Source organism: Brevundimonas bullata, assembly GCF_003350205.1.
GTDB classification, from domain to species: Bacteria; Pseudomonadota; Alphaproteobacteria; order Caulobacterales; family Caulobacteraceae; genus Brevundimonas; species Brevundimonas bullata.
The window spans coordinates 1-22,393 of record NZ_QLLC01000039.1 but is presented as its reverse complement, the minus strand read 5'-3'; the positions used below and the strand labels follow the sequence as shown (position 1 = coordinate 22,393).

Annotated in this window: 21 protein-coding genes; 10 read left to right on the top strand and 11 right to left on the bottom strand. The window is 65.3% G+C overall.

Annotation, left to right across the window (positions count from 1 at the left end; all coding sequences use genetic code 11):
- Positions 1 to 604, bottom strand: a 604-nt coding sequence (locus DXK21_RS14445) for an outer membrane protein (RefSeq protein WP_162790702.1), incomplete at its 3' end; no start/stop codon positions are given.
- A gap of 200 nt (positions 605 to 804) precedes the next feature.
- Between DXK21_RS14445 and DXK21_RS14440 the strand changes: the two genes are divergently transcribed.
- Complete coding sequence (locus DXK21_RS14440) at positions 805 to 1,716, top strand: SDR family NAD(P)-dependent oxidoreductase (protein WP_114818477.1); 912 nt, start codon at positions 805 to 807, stop codon at positions 1,714 to 1,716.
- Positions 1,717 to 1,958: 242 nt separating this feature from the next.
- Entirely contained in the window at positions 1,959 to 3,161 is a 1,203-nt protein-coding gene (locus DXK21_RS14435; protein ID WP_114818476.1) for an acetyl-CoA C-acyltransferase, read from the top strand.
- Here the strand turns inward: DXK21_RS14435 and DXK21_RS14430 are convergent.
- A complete protein-coding gene (locus DXK21_RS14430; protein ID WP_114818475.1) occupies positions 3,155 to 3,862 on the bottom strand; it encodes a helix-turn-helix transcriptional regulator in 708 nt (235 codons plus the stop codon). The two genes, DXK21_RS14435 and DXK21_RS14430, sit on opposite strands and share 7 nt — an antisense overlap.
- A gap of 110 nt (positions 3,863 to 3,972) precedes the next feature.
- Between DXK21_RS14430 and DXK21_RS14425 the strand changes: the two genes are divergently transcribed.
- Complete coding sequence (locus DXK21_RS14425; protein WP_114818474.1) at positions 3,973 to 4,584, top strand: glutathione S-transferase family protein; 612 nt, start codon at positions 3,973 to 3,975, stop codon at positions 4,582 to 4,584.
- On the opposite strand, the gene DXK21_RS14420 is transcribed toward DXK21_RS14425, so the two are convergent.
- The 3 genes from DXK21_RS14420 to otsB are packed head-to-tail and all read right to left on the bottom strand — an operon-like array spanning position 4,581 to position 8,550.
- Complete coding sequence (locus DXK21_RS14420) at positions 4,581 to 6,005, bottom strand: alpha,alpha-trehalose-phosphate synthase (UDP-forming) (protein WP_114818473.1); 1,425 nt, start codon at positions 6,003 to 6,005, stop codon at positions 4,581 to 4,583. The genes DXK21_RS14425 and DXK21_RS14420 overlap by 4 nt on opposite strands.
- Positions 6,002 to 7,789 carry a glycoside hydrolase family 15 protein gene (locus DXK21_RS14415; RefSeq protein WP_114818472.1) on the bottom strand — a complete coding sequence of 596 codons (1,788 nt, stop codon included), beginning with the start codon at positions 7,787 to 7,789 and terminating at the stop codon, positions 6,002 to 6,004. The genes DXK21_RS14420 and DXK21_RS14415 overlap by 4 nt, the downstream gene beginning before the upstream one ends.
- On the bottom strand, positions 7,786 to 8,550 hold the full coding sequence (gene otsB / locus DXK21_RS14410; protein WP_114818471.1) for a trehalose-phosphatase: 765 nt from the start codon (positions 8,548 to 8,550) through the stop codon (positions 7,786 to 7,788). The genes DXK21_RS14415 and otsB overlap by 4 nt, the downstream gene beginning before the upstream one ends.
- A 183-nt stretch (positions 8,551 to 8,733) precedes the next feature.
- Here otsB and DXK21_RS14405 point away from each other — a divergent pair, with 183 nt between their 5' ends.
- Genes DXK21_RS14405 through DXK21_RS14390 form a run of 4 tightly spaced genes read left to right on the top strand, consistent with a single transcriptional unit; the run spans position 8,734 to position 12,687 of the window.
- Positions 8,734 to 9,726, top strand: a complete 993-nt coding sequence (locus tag DXK21_RS14405; RefSeq protein ID WP_114818470.1) for a KpsF/GutQ family sugar-phosphate isomerase — start codon at positions 8,734 to 8,736, stop codon at positions 9,724 to 9,726.
- Positions 9,726 to 11,000: a glycosyltransferase family 4 protein gene (locus DXK21_RS14400; RefSeq protein ID WP_114818469.1), complete on the top strand. Its 1,275-nt coding sequence runs from the start codon at positions 9,726 to 9,728 to the stop codon at positions 10,998 to 11,000. The genes DXK21_RS14405 and DXK21_RS14400 overlap by 1 nt, the downstream gene beginning before the upstream one ends.
- 28 nt (positions 11,001 to 11,028) lie before the next feature.
- Positions 11,029 to 12,174 carry a polysaccharide biosynthesis/export family protein gene (locus DXK21_RS14395; protein ID WP_114818468.1) on the top strand — a complete coding sequence of 382 codons (1,146 nt, stop codon included), beginning with the start codon at positions 11,029 to 11,031 and terminating at the stop codon, positions 12,172 to 12,174.
- Positions 12,175 to 12,177: 3 nt separating this feature from the next.
- Positions 12,178 to 12,687 carry a hypothetical protein gene (locus DXK21_RS14390; RefSeq protein ID WP_114818467.1) on the top strand — a complete coding sequence of 170 codons (510 nt, stop codon included), beginning with the start codon at positions 12,178 to 12,180 and terminating at the stop codon, positions 12,685 to 12,687.
- 3 nt (positions 12,688 to 12,690) lie between these two features.
- Here the strand turns inward: DXK21_RS14390 and DXK21_RS14385 are convergent, their stop codons facing one another.
- From DXK21_RS14385 to rpmH, 5 genes are read right to left on the bottom strand one after another with little or no spacing between them, the layout of a single operon-like run.
- Positions 12,691 to 13,680 (bottom strand): LLM class flavin-dependent oxidoreductase, encoded by a 990-nt coding sequence (locus DXK21_RS14385; RefSeq protein ID WP_114818466.1) that lies wholly within the window; start codon positions 13,678 to 13,680, stop codon positions 12,691 to 12,693.
- A gap of 60 nt (positions 13,681 to 13,740) precedes the next feature.
- Positions 13,741 to 14,409: a ribosome biogenesis GTP-binding protein YihA/YsxC gene (yihA, locus tag DXK21_RS14380; protein WP_114818465.1), complete on the bottom strand. Its 669-nt coding sequence runs from the start codon at positions 14,407 to 14,409 to the stop codon at positions 13,741 to 13,743.
- Between the two features lie 4 nt (positions 14,410 to 14,413).
- The gene (gene yidC / locus DXK21_RS14375; protein WP_114818464.1) at positions 14,414 to 16,207 is read right to left on the bottom strand and encodes a membrane protein insertase YidC; all 1,794 of its coding nucleotides are present in this window, start codon (positions 16,205 to 16,207) and stop codon (positions 14,414 to 14,416) included.
- 5 nt (positions 16,208 to 16,212) lie between these two features.
- A complete protein-coding gene (gene rnpA, locus DXK21_RS14370; RefSeq protein WP_114818463.1) occupies positions 16,213 to 16,641 on the bottom strand; it encodes a ribonuclease P protein component in 429 nt (142 codons plus the stop codon).
- 33 nt (positions 16,642 to 16,674) lie between these two features.
- Positions 16,675 to 16,809 (bottom strand): 50S ribosomal protein L34, encoded by a 135-nt coding sequence (gene rpmH, locus DXK21_RS14365; RefSeq protein WP_114818479.1) that lies wholly within the window; start codon positions 16,807 to 16,809, stop codon positions 16,675 to 16,677.
- A 168-nt stretch (positions 16,810 to 16,977) separates the two neighbouring features.
- Between rpmH and DXK21_RS14360 the strand changes: the two genes are divergently transcribed.
- The 3 genes from DXK21_RS14360 to DXK21_RS14350 all read left to right on the top strand — a co-directional run bounded on the left by DXK21_RS14360 (position 16,978) and on the right by DXK21_RS14350 (position 19,832).
- A complete protein-coding gene (locus DXK21_RS14360) occupies positions 16,978 to 17,706 on the top strand; it encodes a TVP38/TMEM64 family protein (protein ID WP_114818462.1) in 729 nt (242 codons plus the stop codon).
- The gene (locus tag DXK21_RS14355; RefSeq protein WP_245945232.1) at positions 17,703 to 19,211 is read left to right on the top strand and encodes a sensor histidine kinase; all 1,509 of its coding nucleotides are present in this window, start codon (positions 17,703 to 17,705) and stop codon (positions 19,209 to 19,211) included. Before DXK21_RS14360 ends, DXK21_RS14355 begins: the two co-directional genes overlap by 4 nt.
- Before the next feature lie 126 nt (positions 19,212 to 19,337).
- On the top strand, positions 19,338 to 19,832 hold the full coding sequence (locus tag DXK21_RS14350) for a cell wall hydrolase (RefSeq protein WP_245945231.1): 495 nt from the start codon (positions 19,338 to 19,340) through the stop codon (positions 19,830 to 19,832).
- Positions 19,833 to 20,300: 468 nt separating this feature from the next.
- Here DXK21_RS14350 and DXK21_RS14345 read toward each other — a convergent pair.
- A partial coding sequence (locus DXK21_RS14345) for a TonB-dependent receptor domain-containing protein (protein WP_162790701.1) occupies positions 20,301 to 22,393 on the bottom strand: 2,093 nt, incomplete at its 5' end.

The window sequence follows — 22,393 nt, the reverse complement described above, 5'->3', positions numbered from 1 at the left end:
CGCCGGTCAGATAGCGGTAGGTCAGGTCGATGTTGGCGCGATCCGAAACGGCCCAGGCCAGACCCGCGATCGCCTGAGCGGCGAACTTGGTCGAGCTGTCGTCTGCCGTGAAGGTCACGGCCGGCGTGGCCCGCAGACGGCCGATAGCGTCAGTGCTGACGTGGTTCACACCGACGCCGAGACCGACGAAGGGACGAATGTTCCAGGCCGAGTAGCCGAAGTCATAGATGACGTTGGCCATCAGGGTGGTCGACTCGATGTCGCCTTCCGGCGAGTAGCAAGGACCGGTGGCCGGCGTCAGGTTGCACAGGCCCTGCGTGCCCGAGACGGCGCGCACGGTGCCGATGTCGCCCGAGCGGTAGCCGCCTTCGAGCTCAACGCGCCAGTTGGGGTTGAAACGGTAGCCGAGGCGAGCGAACGCCGCCCAGCCGTCGTTCACTTCCCAGTTCCAGTTGGCGCCGGTCGTGGACGATTCGGCATTGATGTCATCGATGATGTGGTAGCCGGCGTCGATAGCGCCGTACCAGCCATCGGGCTCAGCCGACGCCGCGCCAGCTGCGAACAGCCCCGCGGCGGCGACACTGGCGAGAAGTTTCAGCTTCATGGTGTCCTCACACTTCAAGTTGATCCGAATGCCGTCGCACAGGGGCGGTAGCGTTCACTGGGCCGAACGAGAAGGACCCGCTCAGGTTCCGCCTTATTCCCAAGGATTGTGACGACTGTGGCGCCATTCCAACACAAATGCCCGTTTTGCCTCTCAATCTCGCCTGCTAAGACCGTCTTGAAACAAAACGGAGACAGGCGATGACGATCCGGTTCGACGGCCAGGTGGCGATTGTGACGGGCGCAGGGGGCGGCCTGGGCCGCGAGCACGCTCTCGCCCTGGCGGCGCGGGGCGCCAAGGTGGTGGTCAACGATCTGGGCGCGGCGCGCGACGGATCGGGCGGTTCGGCCACGGCGGCCGAGGCCGTGGCCGTGGTGGCCGAAATCGAAGCGGCGGGCGGCGAGGCCATGGCCAATGCGGCCTCGGTCACGGACGCGGCGGCCGTCGAGGCCATGGTCGCCGAGGTCATGGCCCGCTGGGGCCGGATCGACATTCTGGTGAACAACGCCGGCATCCTGCGCGACAAGTCCTTCGCCAAGATGGAACTGGCCGACTTCCAGCTGGTCATGGACGTCCACCTGATGGGCGCGGTCCACTGCACCAAGGCGGTGTGGGAGATCATGCGGACCCAGAACTATGGCCGCATCGTCATGACCACCTCGTCCTCGGGCCTGTTCGGCAACTTCGGCCAGGCCAATTACGGCGCGGCCAAGATGGCGCTCGTCGGCCTGATGCAGACCCTGGCCATCGAGGGGGCCAAGAACGACATCCGCGTCAACGCCCTGGCCCCGACCGCCCACACCCGCATGACCGAGGACCTGCAAGGCCTGCCGCTGGAAGCCCTGGGGCCGGAACTGGTGACGCCGGGCCTGATCTATCTGGTCAGCCGCGACGCTCCGACCCGCGCCATCCTGGCCGCCGGAGCCGGCGGCTTCGAACGCGCCTATGTCACCCTGACCCAGGGCGACTTCGCCATCGGTCCTGATGCGTCCGAACAGGTCGCGGCCCGCTTCGACGCTATCTCGGACCGCAAAAACGAGATCGTACCGGATATGGGCGCGGCCCAGGGCATGATCGAGCTGACGAAAGCTCAGCAGCATCATTCTTCCTAAGGGCCTATCGCGCTACGCGCTACTTGAGGCGTCAAGCGCCTCGCTCAGGGCGCGCTGCGGTCCATGCCGAAAAGGCGCCTTGCGTTGACCCGACGTGAGGCGCCTATCCTCTCTCTGTTAGGCAGGAAACGCGCTCCCCGCAGCGCGCGCCCGCATCGCCAGCGATAGCGCCCTTCTCGGCGCTCAAGCAGCGAGCGACCGCGTCGCGAGCGATAGCGCCCCAAAAAAGAGAGAACTTCTCGATGCGTGAAGCCGTCATCGTCTCCACCGCCCGCACCCCGATCGGCCGGGCCTATCGCGGTGCCTTCAACGACACCCAGGCGCAGACACTCGGCGCTCACGCCGTGAAGCACGCGGTCGCGCGCGCCGGCGTCGATCCTGCCGAGATCGAGGACGTCGTCATGGGCGCAGCCCTGCAACAGGGCTCGACCGGAACGAACGTCGCGCGTCAGGTGGCCCTGGCGGCGGGCCTGCCCTCCTCCGTTCCCGGCATGAGTCTGGATCGACAGTGCGCCTCGGGCCTGATGGGGATCGCCACGGCGGCCAAGCAGGTGATCTTCGACCAGCAGAAGATGGCGGTCGGCGGCGGGCTGGAGAGCATCTCCCTGGTCCAGAACCAACACATGAATCTGCACCGGATGAAGGACGAGGCGCTGCTGAAGCTGTCGCCCCACATCTATATGTCTATGCTGGAGACCGCCGAGGTCGTCAGCCGCCGCTACAACATCAGCCGCGACGCTCAGGACGAATACGCCCTGCAATCGCAGCAGCGCACGGCGGAAGCGCAGGCCGCCGGTCGGTTCGACGCCGAGATCGTGGCCATGACCACCGCCATGCTGGTGACGGACAAGGCGACCGGAGAGACGATGTCCAAGGAAGTCACGCTGTCGAAGGACGAGGGCAACCGCCCCGAGACGACGTTGGAAGGCCTGAAGGCCTTGAAGCCCGTCTTCGGCGGCGGCGAAGAAATTCAGCAGGGCGAGTTCATCACCGCCGGCAACGCCTCGCAGCTGTCGGACGGGGCCTCGGCCTGCGTCGTCATGGAGGCCGGCGAGGCGGTGAAGCGCGGGCTGCAACCGCTCGGCGCCTATCGCGGCATGGCCGTGGCCGGCTGCGAGCCCGACGAAATGGGCATCGGCCCCGTCTATGCCGTGCCCAAGCTGCTGAAGCGCCATGGCCTGACCATGGACGACATCGGCATCTGGGAGCTGAACGAGGCCTTCGCCGCCCAGGTCCTCTACTGCCGCGACGCCTTGGGCATTCCCAACGACCGCCTGAACGTCTCGGGCGGCGCCGTCTCCATCGGCCACCCCTATGGCATGTCGGGCGCGCGGATGACCGGCCACGTCCTGATCGAGGGCAAGCGGCGCGGGGCCAAATACGGCGTCGTCACCATGTGCATCGGCGGAGGCATGGGCGCGGCGGGCTTGTTCGAGATCTACTGAGGCCCGCACTCGGCGGCCCGCCGCGCCTCCATCGCCGCGAACCAGCGCTGGCGCAGGACGGCGGGCCGACCGGGGTAGCGGTCGTCCAGAAACTCGGCGTCGACCACCCGGTCGGCGCGGAAGCTGCGGAAGTCCTCGCGCGTCTCGCACCAGGCGATCAGCAGACGCGCCCTCTCATGATAGCCGATCAGGCAGGGCCAGATGACGCGCGTCGTCTCGCGCCCCTGCTCGTCGGCGTAATAGAGCCGCAGCTTCCGCCCGGCGTGAATCCAGGCCCGTACCTGGGCCAGATCCACCGTCTCGATCTTCTGGTCCCACGGCGGAGGCGTGGCCACCGAAGGCTCCAGCACCACCGACCGCAGACGTTCCGGCACGATGGCGGCGATCTTGGCCGTAAGGTCACGCGCCGCGCGGGCCAAGGCCGGATCGCCGCGCGCCGCCACCCACTGCGCCCCCAGCACCGCCGCCTCGATCTCATCGGACGTCAGCATCAGCGGCGGCAGATCGAAACCGCCGTCCAGAACATAGCCCAACCCCGCCTCGCCCCGGATCGGCACCCGCTGGCCCAGCAGGGCGGCGATGTCGCGGTAGATGGTGCGTTTCGAGGTTTCAAGTTCGGCCGCAATGGCGTCGGCCGTCACCGGACGCGAGGCCCGGCGCAGCACCTGGATGATCTGGAACAGTCGGTCGGCGCGTCTCATGTCCCACCCTCGCCGAAGACTGCTGACAGCATGGTGGCAGCAGGGTGTCAGTAGTCAAGACGAACCGCCGCCGACGCCCCGTCGCGGCGCGATATCTGGGAGGACTATCGATGCTGACCCTGTTCCACGCCCCCTGGTCCCGCTCCTCGCGCCTGGTCTGGCTGGTCGAGGAGCTGGGGGCCGACTGCCGCATCGAATATTGCGATATCCGCCGCATGGACGGCACGGGCGCCGCCGATCCCAGGAACCCTCATCCCGACGGCAAGGTCCCGGCCCTGCTCCACGACGGCGCCCTGATTACCGAATCGGCGGCGGTCGCCCTCTATCTGACAGGCCTGCATCCCGAAGCAGGCCTCGGCTTCCCCCCGGACTCGCCGCAGCGCGGGTCGCTGCTGACGTGGATGTTTTGGGCCTCGGGCGAGCTGGAGCCGTCGCTGTGGAACAAGATGAGCGGCGCGGTGGACGCCGACGCCTATGCCCGAGCCCGCTATGACGCCGCCATGACCCGGCTGCTGGAGGCCCTGTGGGAAGGTCCGTGGCTGATGGGCGGCCGTTTCACCGTGGCCGACGTCCTGGTCGGCAGTACTGTGGGTTGGGCGCGCGAGCACCTGCCTGAAAGCCCCCTTCTGGACGCCTATGTCGAGCGGCTGGCGGCCCGCCCCGCCCATGCGCGCGCCCTCGCCCGCGACGGCGCGCCGCCGCATTATGCCGAGGCCAGCTAGGCCGCAGGTTCAGCCGCGTCGGCGACCACCTCGTCGTCGGCGCGGATTGCGACCTTCCTGAGCGCCCCGACATAGCTGTCGCGCCATATCCCCACGTCGGTGTCGCGCACCACCTGCATCAGCGCCTTCCATTTACGGATGCGCTCCTCCAGCGGCATGGTCAGGGCCGTCTTGATCGCTTCCGACAGCTCTTCACGGCTGAAGGGATTGACCAGCAGAGCCTCGCCCATCTGTTCGGCGGCCCCGGCGAAACGCGACAGGATCAGCACGCCGGGATCGTCGGGATTCTGGGCCGCCACATATTCCTTGGCCACCAGGTTCATGCCGTCGCGCAGGGGCGTGACCAGGCCGACCTTGGCCGCGCGATAGAGGCCCGCCAGCTGATCCCGCCGGAAGGTGCGGTTCAGATAGCGGATCGGCTGCCAGTCCATGTCGGCATAGGCGCCGTTGATCCGCCCGGCCAGGGCGTCCAGCCGCCCGCGAATGTCCTGATAGGTATCCACGTCGTCACGCGAGATCGGCGTCACCTGCAACAGGAAGACCTCGCCGCGCATGGCGGGATTGTCCTCCAGAAACTGCTCGAAGCCCAGCATCCGCTGCTCCAACCCCTTGGAGTAGTCGAGCCGATCAACGCCGACGATCATGGACCGGAAGGCCGCCGAGGCCGCCATCCGGTCATAGGTCTTGCCCCCCAGCACCGAGTCGCGCGCGGCCAGGAAGCCGTCCACGTCGATGCCGATGGGGAAGACCCCGCACTGAACCCGACGGCCGAAGGCTTCGATCACATGGTCGGGCGACACCCGTCCCCGCGCCTCGACCTCGACGTAGCGCTCGAACAGGCCGAGCCACTCATGGGTGTGGAAGCCGATCAGGTCGAAATAGAACATCGACTCCACCAGCCGCCGATGATGCGGCAGCGTCACCAGCAGCTGACGCGCCGGCCAGGGCGTGTGCAGGAAGAAGCCGATGCGGTTCTTCACCCCCAGACGGCGCAGGTCCCGCGCCATCGGGATCATGTGATAGTCGTGAATCCAGATGATGTCGTCGGGCTGGATCAGCGGCTGCAGCACCTCGGCGAAGCGGCGATTGGTGCGCTCATAGCCCTCGCCGTAGGACCGCTCATAGGCCGTCAGATCGACCCGGTGATGGAACAGGGGCCACAGGGTCTTGTTGGCGTAGCCGTTGTAATATTCGTCGACGTCCTGCGGCTCCAGATCGACGGTGGCGACGGTGACGCCCGCCCGGTCCTCGATGTTCAGTTCGCCGGTGAACTGCTCGACCGTTTCGCCGGACCAGCCGAACCACAGGCCGTCGTATTTGCGCAGCGCCGCCGACAGGGCCATGGCCAGACCGCCCGCCGAGCCCGCCGCCGGGTCCTTCGGCGCCGAGACGCGGTTCGAGACGACAATAAGCCGGCTCATCGGGCGTCCGTCCAGGAACGACTGAGCAGGACGGCGCAGTTGATGATCCCGACCAGGGAATAGGTCTGCGGATAGTTGCCCCACAGTTCGCCGTCCTGAATGGCGATGTCCTCGCTGAGCAGACCCGCGTGGGTCCTTTGACTGAGCATTTGGTCGAAGATGGCCCTCGCCTCCTCCGTTCGCCCGTTCAGATGCAGGGCCTCAATGAACCAGAAGGTGCAGAAGTTGAACGCCGTCTCCGGCTCGCCGAAGTCGTCGGGGTGGATGTAGCGGAACAGGTAGGGGCCGCGCTTCAGGTCCCGCTCCACAGCCTCAAAGGTCTTGACCTGCCGCGGGTCACGCGCGTCGAGGAAGCCCAGGTCGGTCATCTGCAACAGGGAGGCGTCCAGCTCGGTCCCGCCAAAGCTGGCGGCGAAGCGGCCCTCGTCCGGCAGGTAGGCCTCGGCCTCGATCCGCGCCCGGATCAGACGGGCGCGCTCGTCCCACAGTTCGCCGCGCTCGGTCAGCCCCAGATGGCGCGCCGCCTTGGCCAGCCGGTCGCAGGCGGCCCAGCACATGACCGAGGAATAGGTATGGACCCGCGCGATGGTGCGGAACTCCCACAGGCCTGCGTCCGTCTGGTCGTGCATGGCGAAGGCGCGGTCGCCGACCTTTTCCAGGGCGTGGAAGTCGTCGATCGTGCCCGGCCTCAGCATCCGCTCGTCGAAGAAGGCCTGAACCAGCGGCAGGACGATCTGGCCATAGACGTCGTGTTGCAAATGCTCGTGCGCCTGATTGCCGACACGCACAGGCTTCATGCCGCGATAGCCCTCGACACTGTCGACGATCCGCTCGCCGATCGCCGCTTCCAGACCCACGCCATAGACGGGTTGAACATGGCCGCCTTGGGCGTCGTCCACCAGATTGCGCAGGTAGCCGAGGTAGTTCTCGAGGATATCCACCGCGCCCAGCCGGTTCAGCGCCCGCACCGTATAATAGGCGTCGCGCACCCAGCAGAAACGATAGTCCCAGTTGCGCCCGCTCTCGGGGAACTCGGGCACCGAGGTGGTCATGGCGGCGACGATGGCGCCGGTCTCCTCATAGACGCAGAGCTTCAGGGTGATGGCGGCGCGGATCACCGCCTCCTGCCAGTCCAGCGGCACATAGAGGGTCCGGGTCCACAGCTTCCAGTGCTGAATGGTCTGGTCCAGCGCCGCCGAAACCCCCGCCGCGACCGACTGGTCATAGCCCTCGTCCGGGCCGAGGAAGAAGGCGAGCTCGCCTTCCAGCCGGAAGGTCCGCTCGTTCTGGACATGGGTGACGGGGCAGTTGGTGGTCAGCCGCAGCGTCAGGTCGGTGCACAGATAGCGGATGTGGTTGGAGCCTGAGGTCTGCTCCGCCCGGCGCGCGCCCCATTCCGCCGAGGGCCGCAGCCGCACGGTGATACGCGGCGCCCCCGACAGCGGCCGCACCACGCGCGCGAAGGCGATGGGACGATAGATGCGCGAATGCTTCAGATGGCGCGGCGCGAAGTCGAGGATCTCGACCGAGGCCCCGCGTTCGTCGGTCATGACCGTGCGCAGGACGGCGGTGTTGCGCACATAGGCCTGCTCAATCGTGACCATGTCGGCCAGTTCGATGGCCCAGAAGCCATGCTCGGGATCGTCGCCGTCCATCAGGGCCGAAAAGACCGGATCGCCGTCCACGCGGGGCGCACAGGCCCAGACGAAGCGGCCCGCCCGGTCGATCAGGGCGCTGACCGAGCAGTTGCCGATGGGGGCGAGGTCGAGGTTGGGACGGCTCATGCGGCGCCTCCTTCAATCTGATCCAGCCAATCGAGCACGGCCGCGACATCCTCCAGCCCATAGCGCGCGGCGGTCGACCGCTCCGGCCCCACCAGGACGCCGAAACCGCCCAGGGCCTCGGCCGCCTCGAAGCCGTGCTCGTCGGTCAGGTCGTCGCCGACCATGATGGGGATGGCCCCCTTGAACGGCGCCTCGGCCATGAAGGCGGTCAGGGCTGCGCCCTTGTCCGTGCCGGGCGTCTTCAACTCCAGCACCATGGACCCCGGCTGCAGGGCCAGGCCTGTCTCCTGCGCCAGCGCCGCCGCCAGAGCCAGGGCGTCGGCCGAAGCGCCCGGCGCCTGACGGTAGTGAAGGCCCGCCGCCAGTTCCTTGTCCTCAACGATCACGCCCGGCCGGTCGGCGGCGAAGGCGGCGAAGGCGGACACGGCCCGGCGCACCGCCGGGTCCGGCGTCCGGTTGGCGAAGGAGCCGTCGCCGCGCCGTCTTTGCAGGCCATGCACGCCTGAGGCCGCTCGCGCCGCGCCGTCGCTGATCCGGTCGATCTCGCCCAGGGTCCGGCCGCTGACGATGGCGACCCGCCCCTGCAGCCGGTCCGTCAGCCGGGTCAGGACATCGGTCCGCCGGGCGTCCGGCCCCACCGCGTCCGGCGTCGGCGCCAAGGGCGCCAGAACACCATCCAGATCCAGGAACAGGGCGGGCTTGGCGAAAGCGACGGGCGGCTTGGGCAGGCGTGAGGCGATCGCCCCGGATGCAGACGGCATAAGGTCCGGTCTCGATTCTTGGCTGTTGTTGAAACGCTCACAACGCGCAAAGCCCCGGAAGGTTGTCCGCCAAGGTGACAATTCCGTCGCAGCCCCGCCATTGTGCGAACAATCCAGATGAGGCAATTCGCGGGTGCGCCACAAAGAACCGCCGCAGCGGTCCGGCGTCTCAGGAGCCTGCCCATGCCCAACACGCTTCACTCATCCCCGGACCAGATCGCCGCGATGACGGACCGAGCGCGCGAAGTCGTGCGCCTGAACATTGAGGCCCTGGAGGCGCTGGAGCGCTCCATCGACGTGTCGATCGCGCGCGCCTGCGACATCATCCTGTCGCGCCCCGGCTATCTGGTCGTGACCGGCATGGGCAAGTCGGGCCACATCGGCGGCAAGATCGCCGCCACCCTGGCCTCGACCGGCACCAACTCCTTCTTCGTCCACCCGGCGGAAATGAGCCACGGCGACCTGGGGATGCTGCGTCCCGACACGACCCTGCTGGCCATCTCCAACTCGGGCGAGAGCCGCGAACTGCGCGACCCCCTGCTCTATTGCCAGCGCAACGACATTCCGGTCATCAGCATCACCCAGCGGGCCAGCAGCTTCCTGGGGCGTCACTCGGCCGTCAGCCTGACCATGCCCAAGGTGGCCGAGGCCTGCCCCAATGGTCTGGCGCCGACCACCTCGACCCTGATGACCCTCGCCATCGGCGACGCCCTGGCCATGGTGCTGATGGACCGTCGCGGCTTCACCCGCGAGGACTTCGGCCTGCACCACCCCGGCGGCGCCCTGGGCATGAGCCTGCAAAGCGTCCGCGAATGGATGGGCGACAACGCCGCCGCCCCGGCCAGCGTGCCGCTGGACGCCAGCTTCAGCGAGGTCGTCTCGGCTATCAGCGCCGGTCGCAAGGGGGCGGTCGCGGTCCTGCATTCCGATGGCAGCCTGGCGGGGGTCATCACCGACGGCGACATCCGCCGCGCCTTCTCCAGCGACATCACGGCCATCCGCGCCGAGGACATCATGAGCCGCAGCCCTATCACCGTGGAGCCAGACGCCCGCATGAGCGACGTGGTCGACCTGTTGAGCGCCAACAAGATCGCCAACCTGTTCGTGATTGAGGACAACCGCCCGGTCGCCGTCATCCACATCGCCGAACTGATGCAGGCCGGCTACGTCTCCTGATGACCCGCGACATTCTTTTTGACGCCAGCCGACTGCTGAGCCGCACCGACCGCAGCGCGCCGACTGGCGTCGACCGCGTCTGTCTGGCCTATGCCGAATGGCTTATCAGTCACCCGGATTACCGGATGGTGCCCGTTCGCTCGCGTCACGATCAGTTGGCGGCCGTGGACCAGCAATGGTTCCGTGACTGCATGGTCGCGCTGCGCCGCCGCTGGACCGGCGGACCGCCCGAGCGCGACCTTAACACCCACGAGCGTCGCCTATTCGCCGCCCTGGAAGCAGAACAACCGACCGCGTCGATCATCGGCGAGGCGCCCGACCCGCACAAACCGGAAAAAAAGCGGAAAAAGGCCCGCGTCTGGAAGCAGTACTTCCGTTCTCGCGGGATCGTCGCGCCGCCGCCGGCCCAGCTCTATTTCAACGTCGGCCATACCAGCCTGAACACGCCCGACATCCTGACCAGCCTGAGCGCCCAGGGCATCGAGCGCGTCGTCATGCTGCACGACCTGATCCCCATCACCCATCCCGAATTCTGCCGCCCCGGCGACGGCGACAAACATCGGCGCCGGGTGCTGACCACCCTGCGCCACGCCTCTCGAATTCTGGTCAATTCCCAGTACACTGCTGACGAAGTCCTGGCCTTCGCCGATCGTGAAGGATTGAAGGCGCCGCCCGTCGAGGTCGCCCACCTGGGCCTTGAGCCGGTCTTCATGAAGAGCGCGCCAAACGTGACGCGTCGTCCCTATTTCGTCCATGTCGGCACGATCGAGGCCCGTAAGAACCTGGCCTTCCTGCTGACGGTCTGGCGGCGCCTTCAGGAAGGCATGGGCGACAAGGCGCCGCGGCTGGTGCTGATCGGCCGCTACGGCTGGGAGAACGAGGCCGTGCTGGACCACCTGCAACGCTCGCCCAATCTTCAGGGCCTGGTGCATCAGGTCGAGAACCTGCCCGACACCGCACTGGCCGACCTGATGCGCGGCGCTCAGGCGGTGCTGGCCCCGTCCTCCGTGGAGGGCTTTGACCTTCCGGCGGTCGAGGCCTGCGCCTTGGGCGTGCCGCTGATCGCCTCGGATATTCCCGCGCACCGCGAACTGGTGCCGCAGGCGACCCTGATCGACCCGCTGGACGGACTGGGCTGGCTCAAAGCACTGGAAACGGCGACCCTGCATCGTCCGACCGCACCCGCCTACCAGGCTCCGACCTGGCAGGCGCATTTCCAACAGATAGGGGATCGTCTTCTGCCCCCTCTGGCGGCGACCGCCGTCGCCGGGTAAGCATCAGACGAACTTGAAGCGAGCTGCAATGACCCGTACCGCCGCCAGTCTGATGATCGTCGCTCTTCTCGCCGGCTGCTCGACGCTGCCGCGTGACGGGCCCTCCGGCATGGGGGTGGTGCAGGCCGCCAGCAATCCAGAACGGCAGGGCGACTACGCCCTGGTCAACCTGGACTTCGCGCTCAGCGAGCGCCTGAAGGCGGCGCCGCAGCGCTCCTTCAGCACCCTAGCCCTCGCCTCCAGCGACGCACCGACGGACATCATCGGCGTGGGCGACACCCTGGCCGTCAGCATCTTCGAGCCCAGCGGCGGCCTGTTCGGCGGAGGTTCGAGCCGCAGCAGCGAGAGCGGAAACCAGACCCTGCCGCCCCTGGTGGTGGATCGCAACGGCGCCGTGCCGGTGCCCTTCGCCGGATCGGTTTCGGTTCAGGGCCTGACCCCGGCCCAGGCATCCGCCGCCGTGCGTCGCGCCCTGATCGGCAAGGTCGCCAATCCCCAGGTCATCGTCACCCTGGCCGGCAATACCTCCAACGCCGTGACAGTGCTGGGGGAAGTGCGCAATCCCGGCCGTCAGCCCCTGGCGGCCAACAGCGACCGCATTCTCGACGTCATCGCGGCGGCGGGCGGCTCCTCGCGCTCCGTCTATGACGTTACGGTGCGCATCCAGCGTGGCGGCCAGACCTATACGGCGCCCATGTCGATCGTGACGACCGAGTTCAACGAGAATGTCCGGCTGCAACGCGGCGATCAGGTCAACCTGGTCTATCAGCCGCGCCGCTTCAGCTCGTTCGGCGCCTTCAATGCCGTGGCGCGCACCGATCTGCCGCCCGGCCCTCTGACCCTGGCCGAGGCGCTCAGCGGCGTGGGCGGCCTGGATTCCAACTTGGCGGATGCCAAGTCGGTTCTGGTGTTCCGCTTCGAACGCCCGGAAGTGGCCCAGGCACTGGGCATCCAGCAGGCCGCCACGCCGCGCGGCGTGCCTGTGGTCTATCGCCTCAACCTGAACGAGGGCTCGGGCTTCTTCATCGCCAGCAATTTCCAGATCGAGCCGGACGACATCATCTATGCGCCGCGCTCCGGCGCTGCCGAAGCGCGCAAGTTCTTCGAGTTCGTCCAGAGCGTGACCCGCGTCGTCTATGACGTCTCGGTCACCAGCGCGATCAACCTCGACTAAGCCATGTTCCGGCGCCCTCCTCGACCACGACGCGCTGTCGAGGAGGCGGACAGCAACCCAGTCGGTCCATCGCTGACGCCGGACACGAGCGACGACCTGCGCGTCCTTCTTGACGAGGTCGATGCCGCCGCACGCGCCGTCTATGCCCTTCACGGCCTGCCCAGCATACCGGGCCATTATCGACAGGCCCCTGACAGCGACGCGTGGGATCCCCTCGGGGCGGCGCTGTCGCCCGCCGAGAAATGGACCCTGTTGGACCAGCACCCCATCAACCAGGGCTGGCGCTACGCCTCGCTGGAACAGCTGGGCCAGCGCTCGACGATCCCCGACCTGCGCTACGCCTCTGCTCTGATGTCCGCCTGTCAGGGTCTGCGCTTGCGACTGGAGACAGGCATGGCGCTGAGCGCTCAGGATCTGGCGGACGCCATCCGCCTGGGCGCCGCCTGGCGACGGCTGACCGAGGCCGGCCAGAGCCGTTCCGATCTGATATTTACAGCCCCCGACGAAGGGTGAGGCTCAGCCCTGACCGACCGCTTGGGCCAGCAGTTCGATCGAACGCACCCTTGCCGCTGGATCCCAGATCTGGCTGGTGATCATCAGCTCATCGGCGCCGGTTCGGGCGATGAAGGCGTCCATGCTGGCGCGCACAGTCTCTGGCGAACCCACGGCTGAACAGGCCAGGGCGGCGTCGATCATGCCGCGCGCGGCGCCGTCCAGGCGCTCGTAGTAGCCCTCGACTGGGGCCGGCAGCTTGCCCGGACGTCCCGTCCTCAGATTGACGAAGGCCTGCTGCACCGAGGTGAACAGCAGGCGCGCGGCCGCGTCCGTCTCGGCGGCGAAGACGTTGTAGCCCAGCATGGCGTAAGGCTTGTCGAGATGAGCCGAGGGCCGGAAGGTCTGACGATAGACGTCCAGCGCCCGCATCATGTCGCCGGGCGCGAAATGGCTGGCGAAGGCGTAGGGCAGGCCCAGGTGAGCCGCCAGCTGCGCCCCATAGGTCGAGGAGCCCAGAATCCAGATCGGCACGGCCTGGCCTTCGCCCGGGTTGGCGATGATGCGCTGATCGGGCGTGGCGGGCGCGAACCACTGCATCAGCTCCATGACATCCTGCGGGAAGGCGTCGACGTCGCCCTGAAGCGTGCGGCGCAGGGCGCGGGCCGTGGCCTGATCCGAGCCCGGCGCGCGGCCCAGGCCCAGGTCGATGCGACCGGGATGGAGGGCGTTCAGCGTGCCGAACTGCTCGGCGATGACCAAGGGCGCGTGGTTGGGCAGCATGACGCCGCCGGCGCCGACGCGGATGGTCTTGGTCGCCGCCGCCACCGCGCCGATCACGACCGAGGTCGCGGCGCTGGCGATGCCCGGCATATTGTGGTGCTCGGCCAGCCAGAAACGCTTGTAGCCGAGGCGCTCGGCGTGGCGGGCCAGGTCGAGGGTGTTGGCCAGCGACTGCGAGACGTCGGAGCCCTCGGGCACCGGAGCGAGGTCGAGAATGGAAAGCGGGATCATCCGTCCGATATGGGGCCGCGCATCGGCGGCGCCATACCGTTCAGTGAATAGTTCGACCGATCAGATTTCGACGCCCGTGGAGCGCATGATCTCGGCGCGCAGTTCGGGCATGCCCGTGCCCTTTTCAGCCGAAGTCACCAGCACGGCGGGGAAGGCGGCGGGGCGCTTGGAAATGGCCTTCAGCGTCTCCGCCTGGACCTTTTCCGCCTCGCCCTTCTTCAGCTTGTCAGCCTTGGTCAGGATGATCTGATAGCTGACGGCGGCCAGGTCGAGGGCCTTCAATGCATCGTCATCGACCTTCTTCAGGCCGTGGCGGGCGTCGATCAGCAGATAGACCCGCTTTAGCGTCACCCGGCCGCGCAGATAGTCGCGGCCCAGGTCCTGGAACTTCTTCACCGTGGTCTTGGAGGCCTTGGCCCAGCCGTAGCCGGGCAGGTCGACCAGGCGCAGACGACCGTCCAGGTCGAAGAAGTTGACCTCGCGCGTGCGGCCCGGCTCGTTCGAGGCTCTAGCCAGCTTGTGCATCCCGACCAGGGCGTTGATCAGGCGGGACTTGCCGACGTTGGACCGGCCCGCAAAGGCGATCTCGGGCAGGTCAGGATCGGGCAGTTGCTCGATCTTGGCGCAGCCCAGGACGAAGGTGGCCGGGCGGGCGAACAGCACCCGCGCCTGCTCGATCTCGGTGTCCGAGTATTCTCCGACCTTGGGCTCGTCCGACGGTTGATCCAATGGGTCAGGCTTTCTTGAAACGCGCGAAGAAGGTGTCGATCGGGTTCTCGGCCTTGAAGCGGTGCATGATGACGTACTGCTGCGCGATCGAGAGGATGTTGTTCCAGGCCCAGTAGATCAGCAGGCCGGCCGCGAACGGGGCCATGATGAAGGTGAAGACGAAGGGCAGGAAGGCGAAGATCTGACGCTGCATCGGGTCCTGGGCCGGCGGGTTCATCGACTGCTGCAGCCACATGGTCAGACCATAGACGATGGGCAGGACGCCCAGGTGCAGCGGGCCGTTCAGCAGGCTGCCGACCAGGGGCAGGGTCGCCGGGTCCCACGGAATGGCGCCGAACAGGTTCCACACCGTCGACGGGTCGCGCGCCGACAGGTCGCGGATCCAGCCGAAGAAGGGGGCGTGGCGCATTTCGATGGTGACGAACAGCACCTTGTACAGGGCGTAGAAGACCGGGATCTGCACCAGGATGGGCAGGCAGCCCGCCAGCGGATTGATCTTCTCCCGCTGATACAGGGCCATCGTCTCCTGCTGCTGCTTCTGCGGGTCGTCCTTAAACTTCTTCTTGAGTTCCTCCATCTTGGGCTGGAGGGTCCGCATCTTGGACAGGCTCTCGTAGGACTTGTTGGCCAGCGGGAACATGATCAGCTTGACCACGACCGTCAGGGCCAGGATGGCCAGGCCGAAGTTGCCCAGGACGCCGTAGAAAAACTCCACGATCATGAAGATCGGGCGCGTCAGGAACCAGAACATGCCCCAGTCGATGGCGTAGACGAAGCGCGGCAGGTCCAGGCTCTCTTCATAGCCGGCGAGGATTTCGTTGCGCTTGGCGCCGGCGAACAGACGTTGGGTCTCTTCGATCTGACGACCCGGCTGGATGGTGCGGGTCGCGCCCAGCATGGCGGCTTCGTGGACGTTCAGACCTTCGGGATCGCGGACGGCGAAGCGGCCCTCGATGGTTTCCTTCTGGTCCGGGATGAGCGCCGCCATCCAGTATTTGTCGGTGATGCCGAGCCAGCCGCCGGTGGACTGGTTCTCGATGCGGGGCTTCTTGGCCCAGTCCTTGTACTTGACCTGTTCGGTGGCGAACTTGCCGTTCGCGCCGAAGGTGCCGATGGCGCCTTCGTGCAGGATCATCTGCTTGCCCAGATCAGCGGGCACGCCCTGGCGCTCGACGCGACCATAGGGGGCGATGGTGATCGGCTGGCCGCTCAGGTTGGCGACGGTGTCGGTGACGGTGAAGACGTACTGGCCGTCGATGGCGATGACGCGCGTGAAGCGCAGCCCCTGGCCGTTGTCCCAGGTCAGCTCGACCGGGGTGGTCGGCGTCAGGGTCGCGCCCTTGGTCAGGGTCCAGGGCGTGTTCGGACCGGGAACGCCGCCGGCGACGTTGGGCCCGCTCCAGCCGAACTGGGCGAAGTAGGCGTGCTCCATGCCCTGCGGGCGGAACAGCTCGACCGGCGTCGAATTCTTGTCCAGCGTCTCTTTGTAATCGGTCAGGTACAGGTCGTCGATGCGCGCGCCCTGCAGCGACAGCGACCCCTTCAGCTTGGGCGTCTGGATCGGCACGCGGGCCGCCGTGCCCAGGGCCTGGGCGCGGTCGGCCACGAAGGCGGCGGGGGCGGCGGAGCCAGGCGTCAGGCCGGCGTCAGCCGTCGCGGCCTTCTGCTCGGCGGCGGCGACCTGCTGCTGGCGGCGCATCTCGGCCTGGGGACGCATCACCATGAAGTAGTACACGCCCATGATCAGGGCCGCGCACACGAAGAAGATGATGGTGTTGCGCGAATTCTCGTTCTGCATCGGGGTCAGCGGTCCTGGCCGGAGGGGCGCGAATCGTCAAAGGCGCGGGCGGGCGATTTCGCCGCATCTCCCATATCGGGAGCCGCACGCGGGGTTGCGAGCCTTGTAAGGGCCGATTTCACATCGTCAAGCAAACGGTCCCAGTCGCGGTCCGCCGTGCCCATGCGGGCGATGAACACATAGTCGCAGCCGGGACGCCCGTGCAGGGGCGCCAGAAGGCGTGCAGCCTCGCGCAGGCGGCGTTTGCAGCGGTTGCGCACCACGGCTCCGCCTACCTTGCGCGTGGCGGTGAATCCCAGGCGGATCGCGGTCTGTCCGTCCTGACGATCCAGTTGCTGGACCACCACGGCGCCGCGGGCCTGAGAAACACCTTTGGCGGCCGCCAGAAACTGGGGCCGCCGTGTCAGGCGATCGATTTTCATCGGATCGGTCATGCGCCCGCCCTGAAGGGTAATGGGCGCGTGACGTCAGGCCGTCAGGCGCTTACGGCCTTTGGCGCGGCGACGCATGACGATCTTCTGTCCGTTCTTGGTGGCCATCCGCGAACGGAAGCCGTGACGGCGCTTGCGCACGAGTCGCGACGGCTGATAGGTCCGCTTCACGTTCGGCTCCAGGGCTACAGGGTTGCACAACGGACAACAGTCATCCGCTGCAGGAGGCGGGCGTATAAGCGGCGACGACGGACGAGTCAACGCCGACAAGCGATCTGAAACCCCGCAATGGGTCTGAAACCGCTAGGGAAGCTGGACCGCGTCGGTTACGGAGCACGGATGAACCGGGTCAAACGATTTCTGCCCCTGGCCGTCCTGCTGGCGGCGATCGCGCTGATCTTCGGCATGGGGTGGAACCGCTACCTGTCGCTGGACACCCTGCGCGAGCACGGCGCGGCGTTTCAGGCCCTGGCGGACGAGCACTATATCCTGACCCTTCTGGCCCTGATGCTGGTCTTCGCCTTGCTGACCGCCAGCGTGGTGCCGGGCGTGGTCTTCATCACCGTGACGGCGGGCTATCTGTTCGGTCCCTGGGTCGGAGGGGTCTCCACGGCCTTTTCAGCCACCCTGGGGGCCCTGGCCGTCTATTATGTAGGGCGCACCGCCCTGGGCGAATCCCTACGCCGTCGCGCGGCCCAGGACACCGGCCTTCTGAAGAAGGTGTGCGAGGGCGTGGACAGGAACACCTTCTGGTATGTGCTGGTGGCCCGCCTGGTGGTGTCGGTCCCCTTCCACCTGATCAATGTGGCGGCGGGCGTCATGGCCGCCCCCTTGCGCCCCTATATGATCGCCACCTTCATCGGCCTGCTGCCGGCCCACATCATCTATTGCTGGATCGGCGCGGGGCTGAACGACATTCTGGTCGATAATCCCAACCCGAACCTGCAGAGCCTGTTCGCCGAGTTCATGTGGCCCCTGCTCGGCGTCGCCTTCCTGTCGATGCTGCTGCCCCTCGCGCTCAAATTAGTGCAGAAATGGCGCGCTCGGCACGGCATGGACGCCGCATGACGGAACGGAACGCGATCGAGACTCGACTGCCCACACGCCCCCGCGAAGAGACGGGCCTGGCTGCGCGCCTGCAGGCCGTGCGTATGCCCGAGCTGCTGCCTCCGGTCTGGCGCGAGCGGTTGACGCCGCGCGCCCCCGACGGCCTGTCCAGCCGCCTGCTGCTGCTGACCGTGGCCTTCACCCTGGCCGTCGCCGCCCTGATCATCGTGCCCAGCGCCGCCTCCTTCCAGGAGCGGTGGCTGATGGACCGGCTACAGGCCGCCGAACTGGCCTCGGTCGGGGTCGAGGCCCTGCCCTACTCCGCCGTCGAGGATTCCACCGCCGAACAACTGCTGAGCATCGGCGGGGTGCAGTCCGTGGTCGTAGGCGAACAGGGGGTGCGCCGCCTGCTGCTGCAGGCCCCCAACCTGCCGCGCGCGCCCGAACTGATCGACTTGCGCCAGCGCAATGTCGGCGCCCGCCTGCTGGACCCGTGGAAGACCCTGTTCGGCCACCCTGACCGCTCACTGCGGGTCCAGGCCAAGCCGCGCTATCGCTCGGGCGACTTCATCGAGATCCTGGCGCCCGCCCAGCCGCTCAAGCTCGAACTCAAGAGCTTTCTGCTGAACAGCCTGACCATGTCCCTGCTGATCGCCGTGGTCGCGGGCGGCCTGCTCTACGCCTCCCTCTCCTACCTGGTCCTGGCCCCTCTGCGTCGCGTGACGCGCTCCATCGAACGCTTCGCCGCCGATCCTGAAAGCCCCGCCGAAACCCCATCCGACCGTCACGACGAGATCGGCCGGGTCGAGCGTGAACTGGCCCGGATGCAGGAAGAAGTCCGCCAGTCGCTGCGTTCGCGCGCCCGTCTGGTGGCCCTGGGCGAGGCCGTGGCCAAGATCAACCACGACCTGCGCAACATGCTGACCTCGGCCCAGATGGCGTCGGAACGCCTGTCCAGCTCGTCCGACCCCCTGGTGGCCAAGGCCCTACCCCGCCTGGAGCGCGCCCTGGGCCGCGCCGCCGCCCTGGCCCGCAATGTGCTGGAATACGGCAAGTCCGAAGAGGCCGCGCCGCAAAGGCAGAAGATGCTGCTGGCCCGCGCCGTCGCCGTCGCCGCCGAGGACGCGGGGCTGGAGGACGACGGCGTGCGCCTGATCCGCGACCTGCCCGCCCGCCTGACGGTCAACGCCGACAGCGACCAACTGCATCGCATTCTGGTCAACCTGATGCGCAACGCCCGTCAGGCCATCGAGAGCGATCCTGCGCGCGAGAAGAAGGGCCGGATCACGGTCCGCGCCGAGGCCCGCGACGGCATGGTCGCCGTGCGCATCACCGACGACGGGCCGGGCATTCCCGAGCGTCTGGCCGGGCGATTGTTCGAAGCCTTCGTCAGCGGCCGCGCCTCAGAGGGCACCGGCCTGGGCCTGACCATTTCGCGCGAGCTGGCGGCCAATCACGGCGGCGAGCTGCGCCTGCTGCACACCAGCCCCGAGGGCACCACCTTCGAGCTGCGCCTCCCGGCCTGAGTTCCCAGCCTGCATATTGGCCCGAGCGGCGCCGCAGCCCTTGGCCTGACCCGCGCGTTGGTTCGGTATATGCTTCTCAAGGCCAAGCTTCGATCCGGCCTTATTTGTCCGGCAAGGATACGCCCCATGATCACCGCCCCTCGCCCGCACCACACCGCCGCGCTCGCAGCCGTCATGAGCCTGCTGACGGTCCCCGTGATGGCTCAGACGCAGCCCCCGGCCCTCACGGCCGCCCAGAGCGCCCCTGACGGCGACCCTGTGGCCGAGCTGCTGCGCCGTCAGGGCGAGCGCTATCGGCGCGCCCCGGATTCGGCTCAGGACCCCGACGAATTGCGCCAGACCCAGGCCCTGAACGACGAGATCGTCGCCCAGAACGACTTGGCGGAAAACGAAGACCGCGCCAACGCCGCCGCACACGCTCGCGAGCAGGCCCGCTATCAGGCGCAACTGGAGGCGGCGGAGGCTCTGCGCCTGCGTCATGAGGCCGACCTGCGCACCGCCGCCGAGGCCCAGGCTCTCCATCAGCGTCAGATGGCCGACTGGCAGGCCACCGTCGCCGCCTGCGAACGCGGCGACCGGGCGCGTTGCAACGCGGGGCGTCAGGCCGCCGCGCCGAACTAGGTCATATCAATGCTGTATGGCCCCGTGAGGATGGAAAAGCCGCTTTAGCGACCATCACCGCGCACGACCGCAGCCTGACCAGAGGCCCCCTCGAAAGAGACCGCAAGACGTCTCCAGCCCCTTTCAGCAAATAATGTGGGGCATGCAGACCCACGCTACGCAGCGTTTCTTGGCGATCCAGCCTCCGGCGCTCCGTTACAGCGTGGCGACGCGACCCAGCTGCAGCCTATCGCTACGCCAGACAATCTGAACCGCAGCGCCGCTTCTTGGCCCCACCCTAGGCGGTCGACTTGGTGCCCCACGCAAGAGTGGCGGCATTAACTACCGCCACTCCGATGATTAATAGATTACGTAAAACCTACAAAACCGAATATTGACGTTAGAGCCTCCAGAAAGGACACAATAACCCGCAGGGGCACTAGCCAAAGCCTAAAATAGATTTCAACAAATATAATGAGTTCTGCCAAATTAGAATTTTTTGGTTACTGAGAACCCATAGAATTTAGGATCAAGAGTAAACACATTCGTAGTTAACCCTGTACCATCACTATTTATAAACGCATCCGTAATGGGCGCATCATCAAGGGCATTTTTGACGTAAGCCTGAATTGATATGTTTTCCTCAATATTTTCAACAGTAATAGACATATTTACGTTATCCCAAGACCTGATTACATCGTGGTTAGTGTTGTAAATTCGGAAGTAGCTATTGTCTTGCCAGTAATAATCAGCCCTCAGAGTCGTATCCCAACCACCGGCCGAAATTGTATACTGAGTCCCAATGTTTGCAGTCCATCGCGGAGAATTAGGCAGCTCATTACCGCCAAGATCGGCGTCAAAGCCGCGGCCGAAATTGGGCGCATCCTTGAATGGATCATATTGGAAATTAAATTTCTTCCAATTTTCCAACATAGATGGATAGTTTTCGCTGAAGCTGCCGTATCGAGCGGAGCCGCCGCACAGCGCTTGGAAATAGAGCATAGCCTGTTCCGGCAGAGACTGAGCAATAACGGTTTCGACATGCTTTACAGGCGCGATACAATTCGAAGGAACCTGAAGCCAAGGCCGCAGAATCATCCAATCTTTATTACCCTGCGTTCGGTCCATTACATCGATTGATTTTTCACCATCGGCGATTTTAGTCTTGAGGTACCCAATGTTGGCGTCAATACGCCAGGCACGCGTGATATTGGCGGAGAATTCGAATTCAGCCCCCCATATCGTCGCATCAAAATTCTCATTCAGAGATATTCTGTCAACAATCTGTGAAACTTGATAATCTTGATAGTCATAATAGAAGGCGGTCGCGTTGAACCTTACTCGTCCGTCATACAGAGTATTCTTAGTCCCTAACTCAAATGCGTTTAGATACTCGGGCTCAAAACTATCGGCCAGAGGTAGATACTGAATAACCAAGGGATTGATATCAACGCGGGGTGGATTCATCCCGCCGCCCTTATATCCACGTGAATAAGAGGCATAGACCAGCGTATCGTCAGTCAAAGCAAGGTCAGGCTTCCAGTCAGCGACGAACCGCCCCGTCACCGCCCGCCAAGATTGCTTGACCTTTTTACCCTCAGGATAACCCCTGTTGACGTAACCGCCAGACATTAGCCCCGGAACCCCCGACATCGACGCGCCCAGCAAAAGCTGACTCGGGATGGGCGTGGTCTCCTTCGTATCGTCCGTATACCTAAGCCCCGCCGTCAGGCGCAGACTGGGAGCAACCTCCCAATAGGCCTCCCCAAAGACGCCATACGAACGCGTGTTCACCAGATTACGGCTTCTGAAATAATTGTGCCCGTCCCCCGCAAGATTTGAAATGGGCGAGTAGTCGACGTAAACGCATTCCTTATTAGCAGGGGAAGAGGCGTCACACTGAAGCGTGGCAAACCCTACCGTCGACAGGACCGCTAGATTATTATCTCTATTATAAAAATACTCGGCAATATATGAAAACAGATTGTTGAAGACGTAATAATTGTCTTCTGTTTTAAAATCCAAATAATTAGCACCAATATTGAAGTTAAAAACTCCATCAAAATTTGACGATGCCCTGAATTCTTGAGTAAACTGACTATTGTCGGATTGACTTAAGTCGGCAGAAAGCAGACGATTTGACCGGTCGAGCTGCGGATCATTATAATAACCGCCTGGTGATGTGTAGTTTGTTGGCAGAGGCTTATTTACTCGCCTTAACGGGACAGTAGAATCGGCAAAAATAGGATTGCTTACAAATCTGCTGTAGTCCTGCGTCGAGAAATAGTCATCTTTAGAATATGCAGTTTGGGAATAAAGAGTAACACCTTCTGACAGTTCATATTCCAGATTGAGCTGGACCACATCATTAGACGCCCTGAATTTAGGGTCATATGATGTAGCAATTTCTCTTAAACTATTGGACTGAACAACGCCTTGATAAGGATCTTTCGTTCCGTCAACCGCAGTCAGAGTGGAATTAGCCCCAAAACCTGGAACACTTTGAAGGGTCCCAATAATAATCTGGCTAGGTGGTGTGGACAAAGTGCCTGACCCACAAGCGGATTGAAGCGACGAGGACG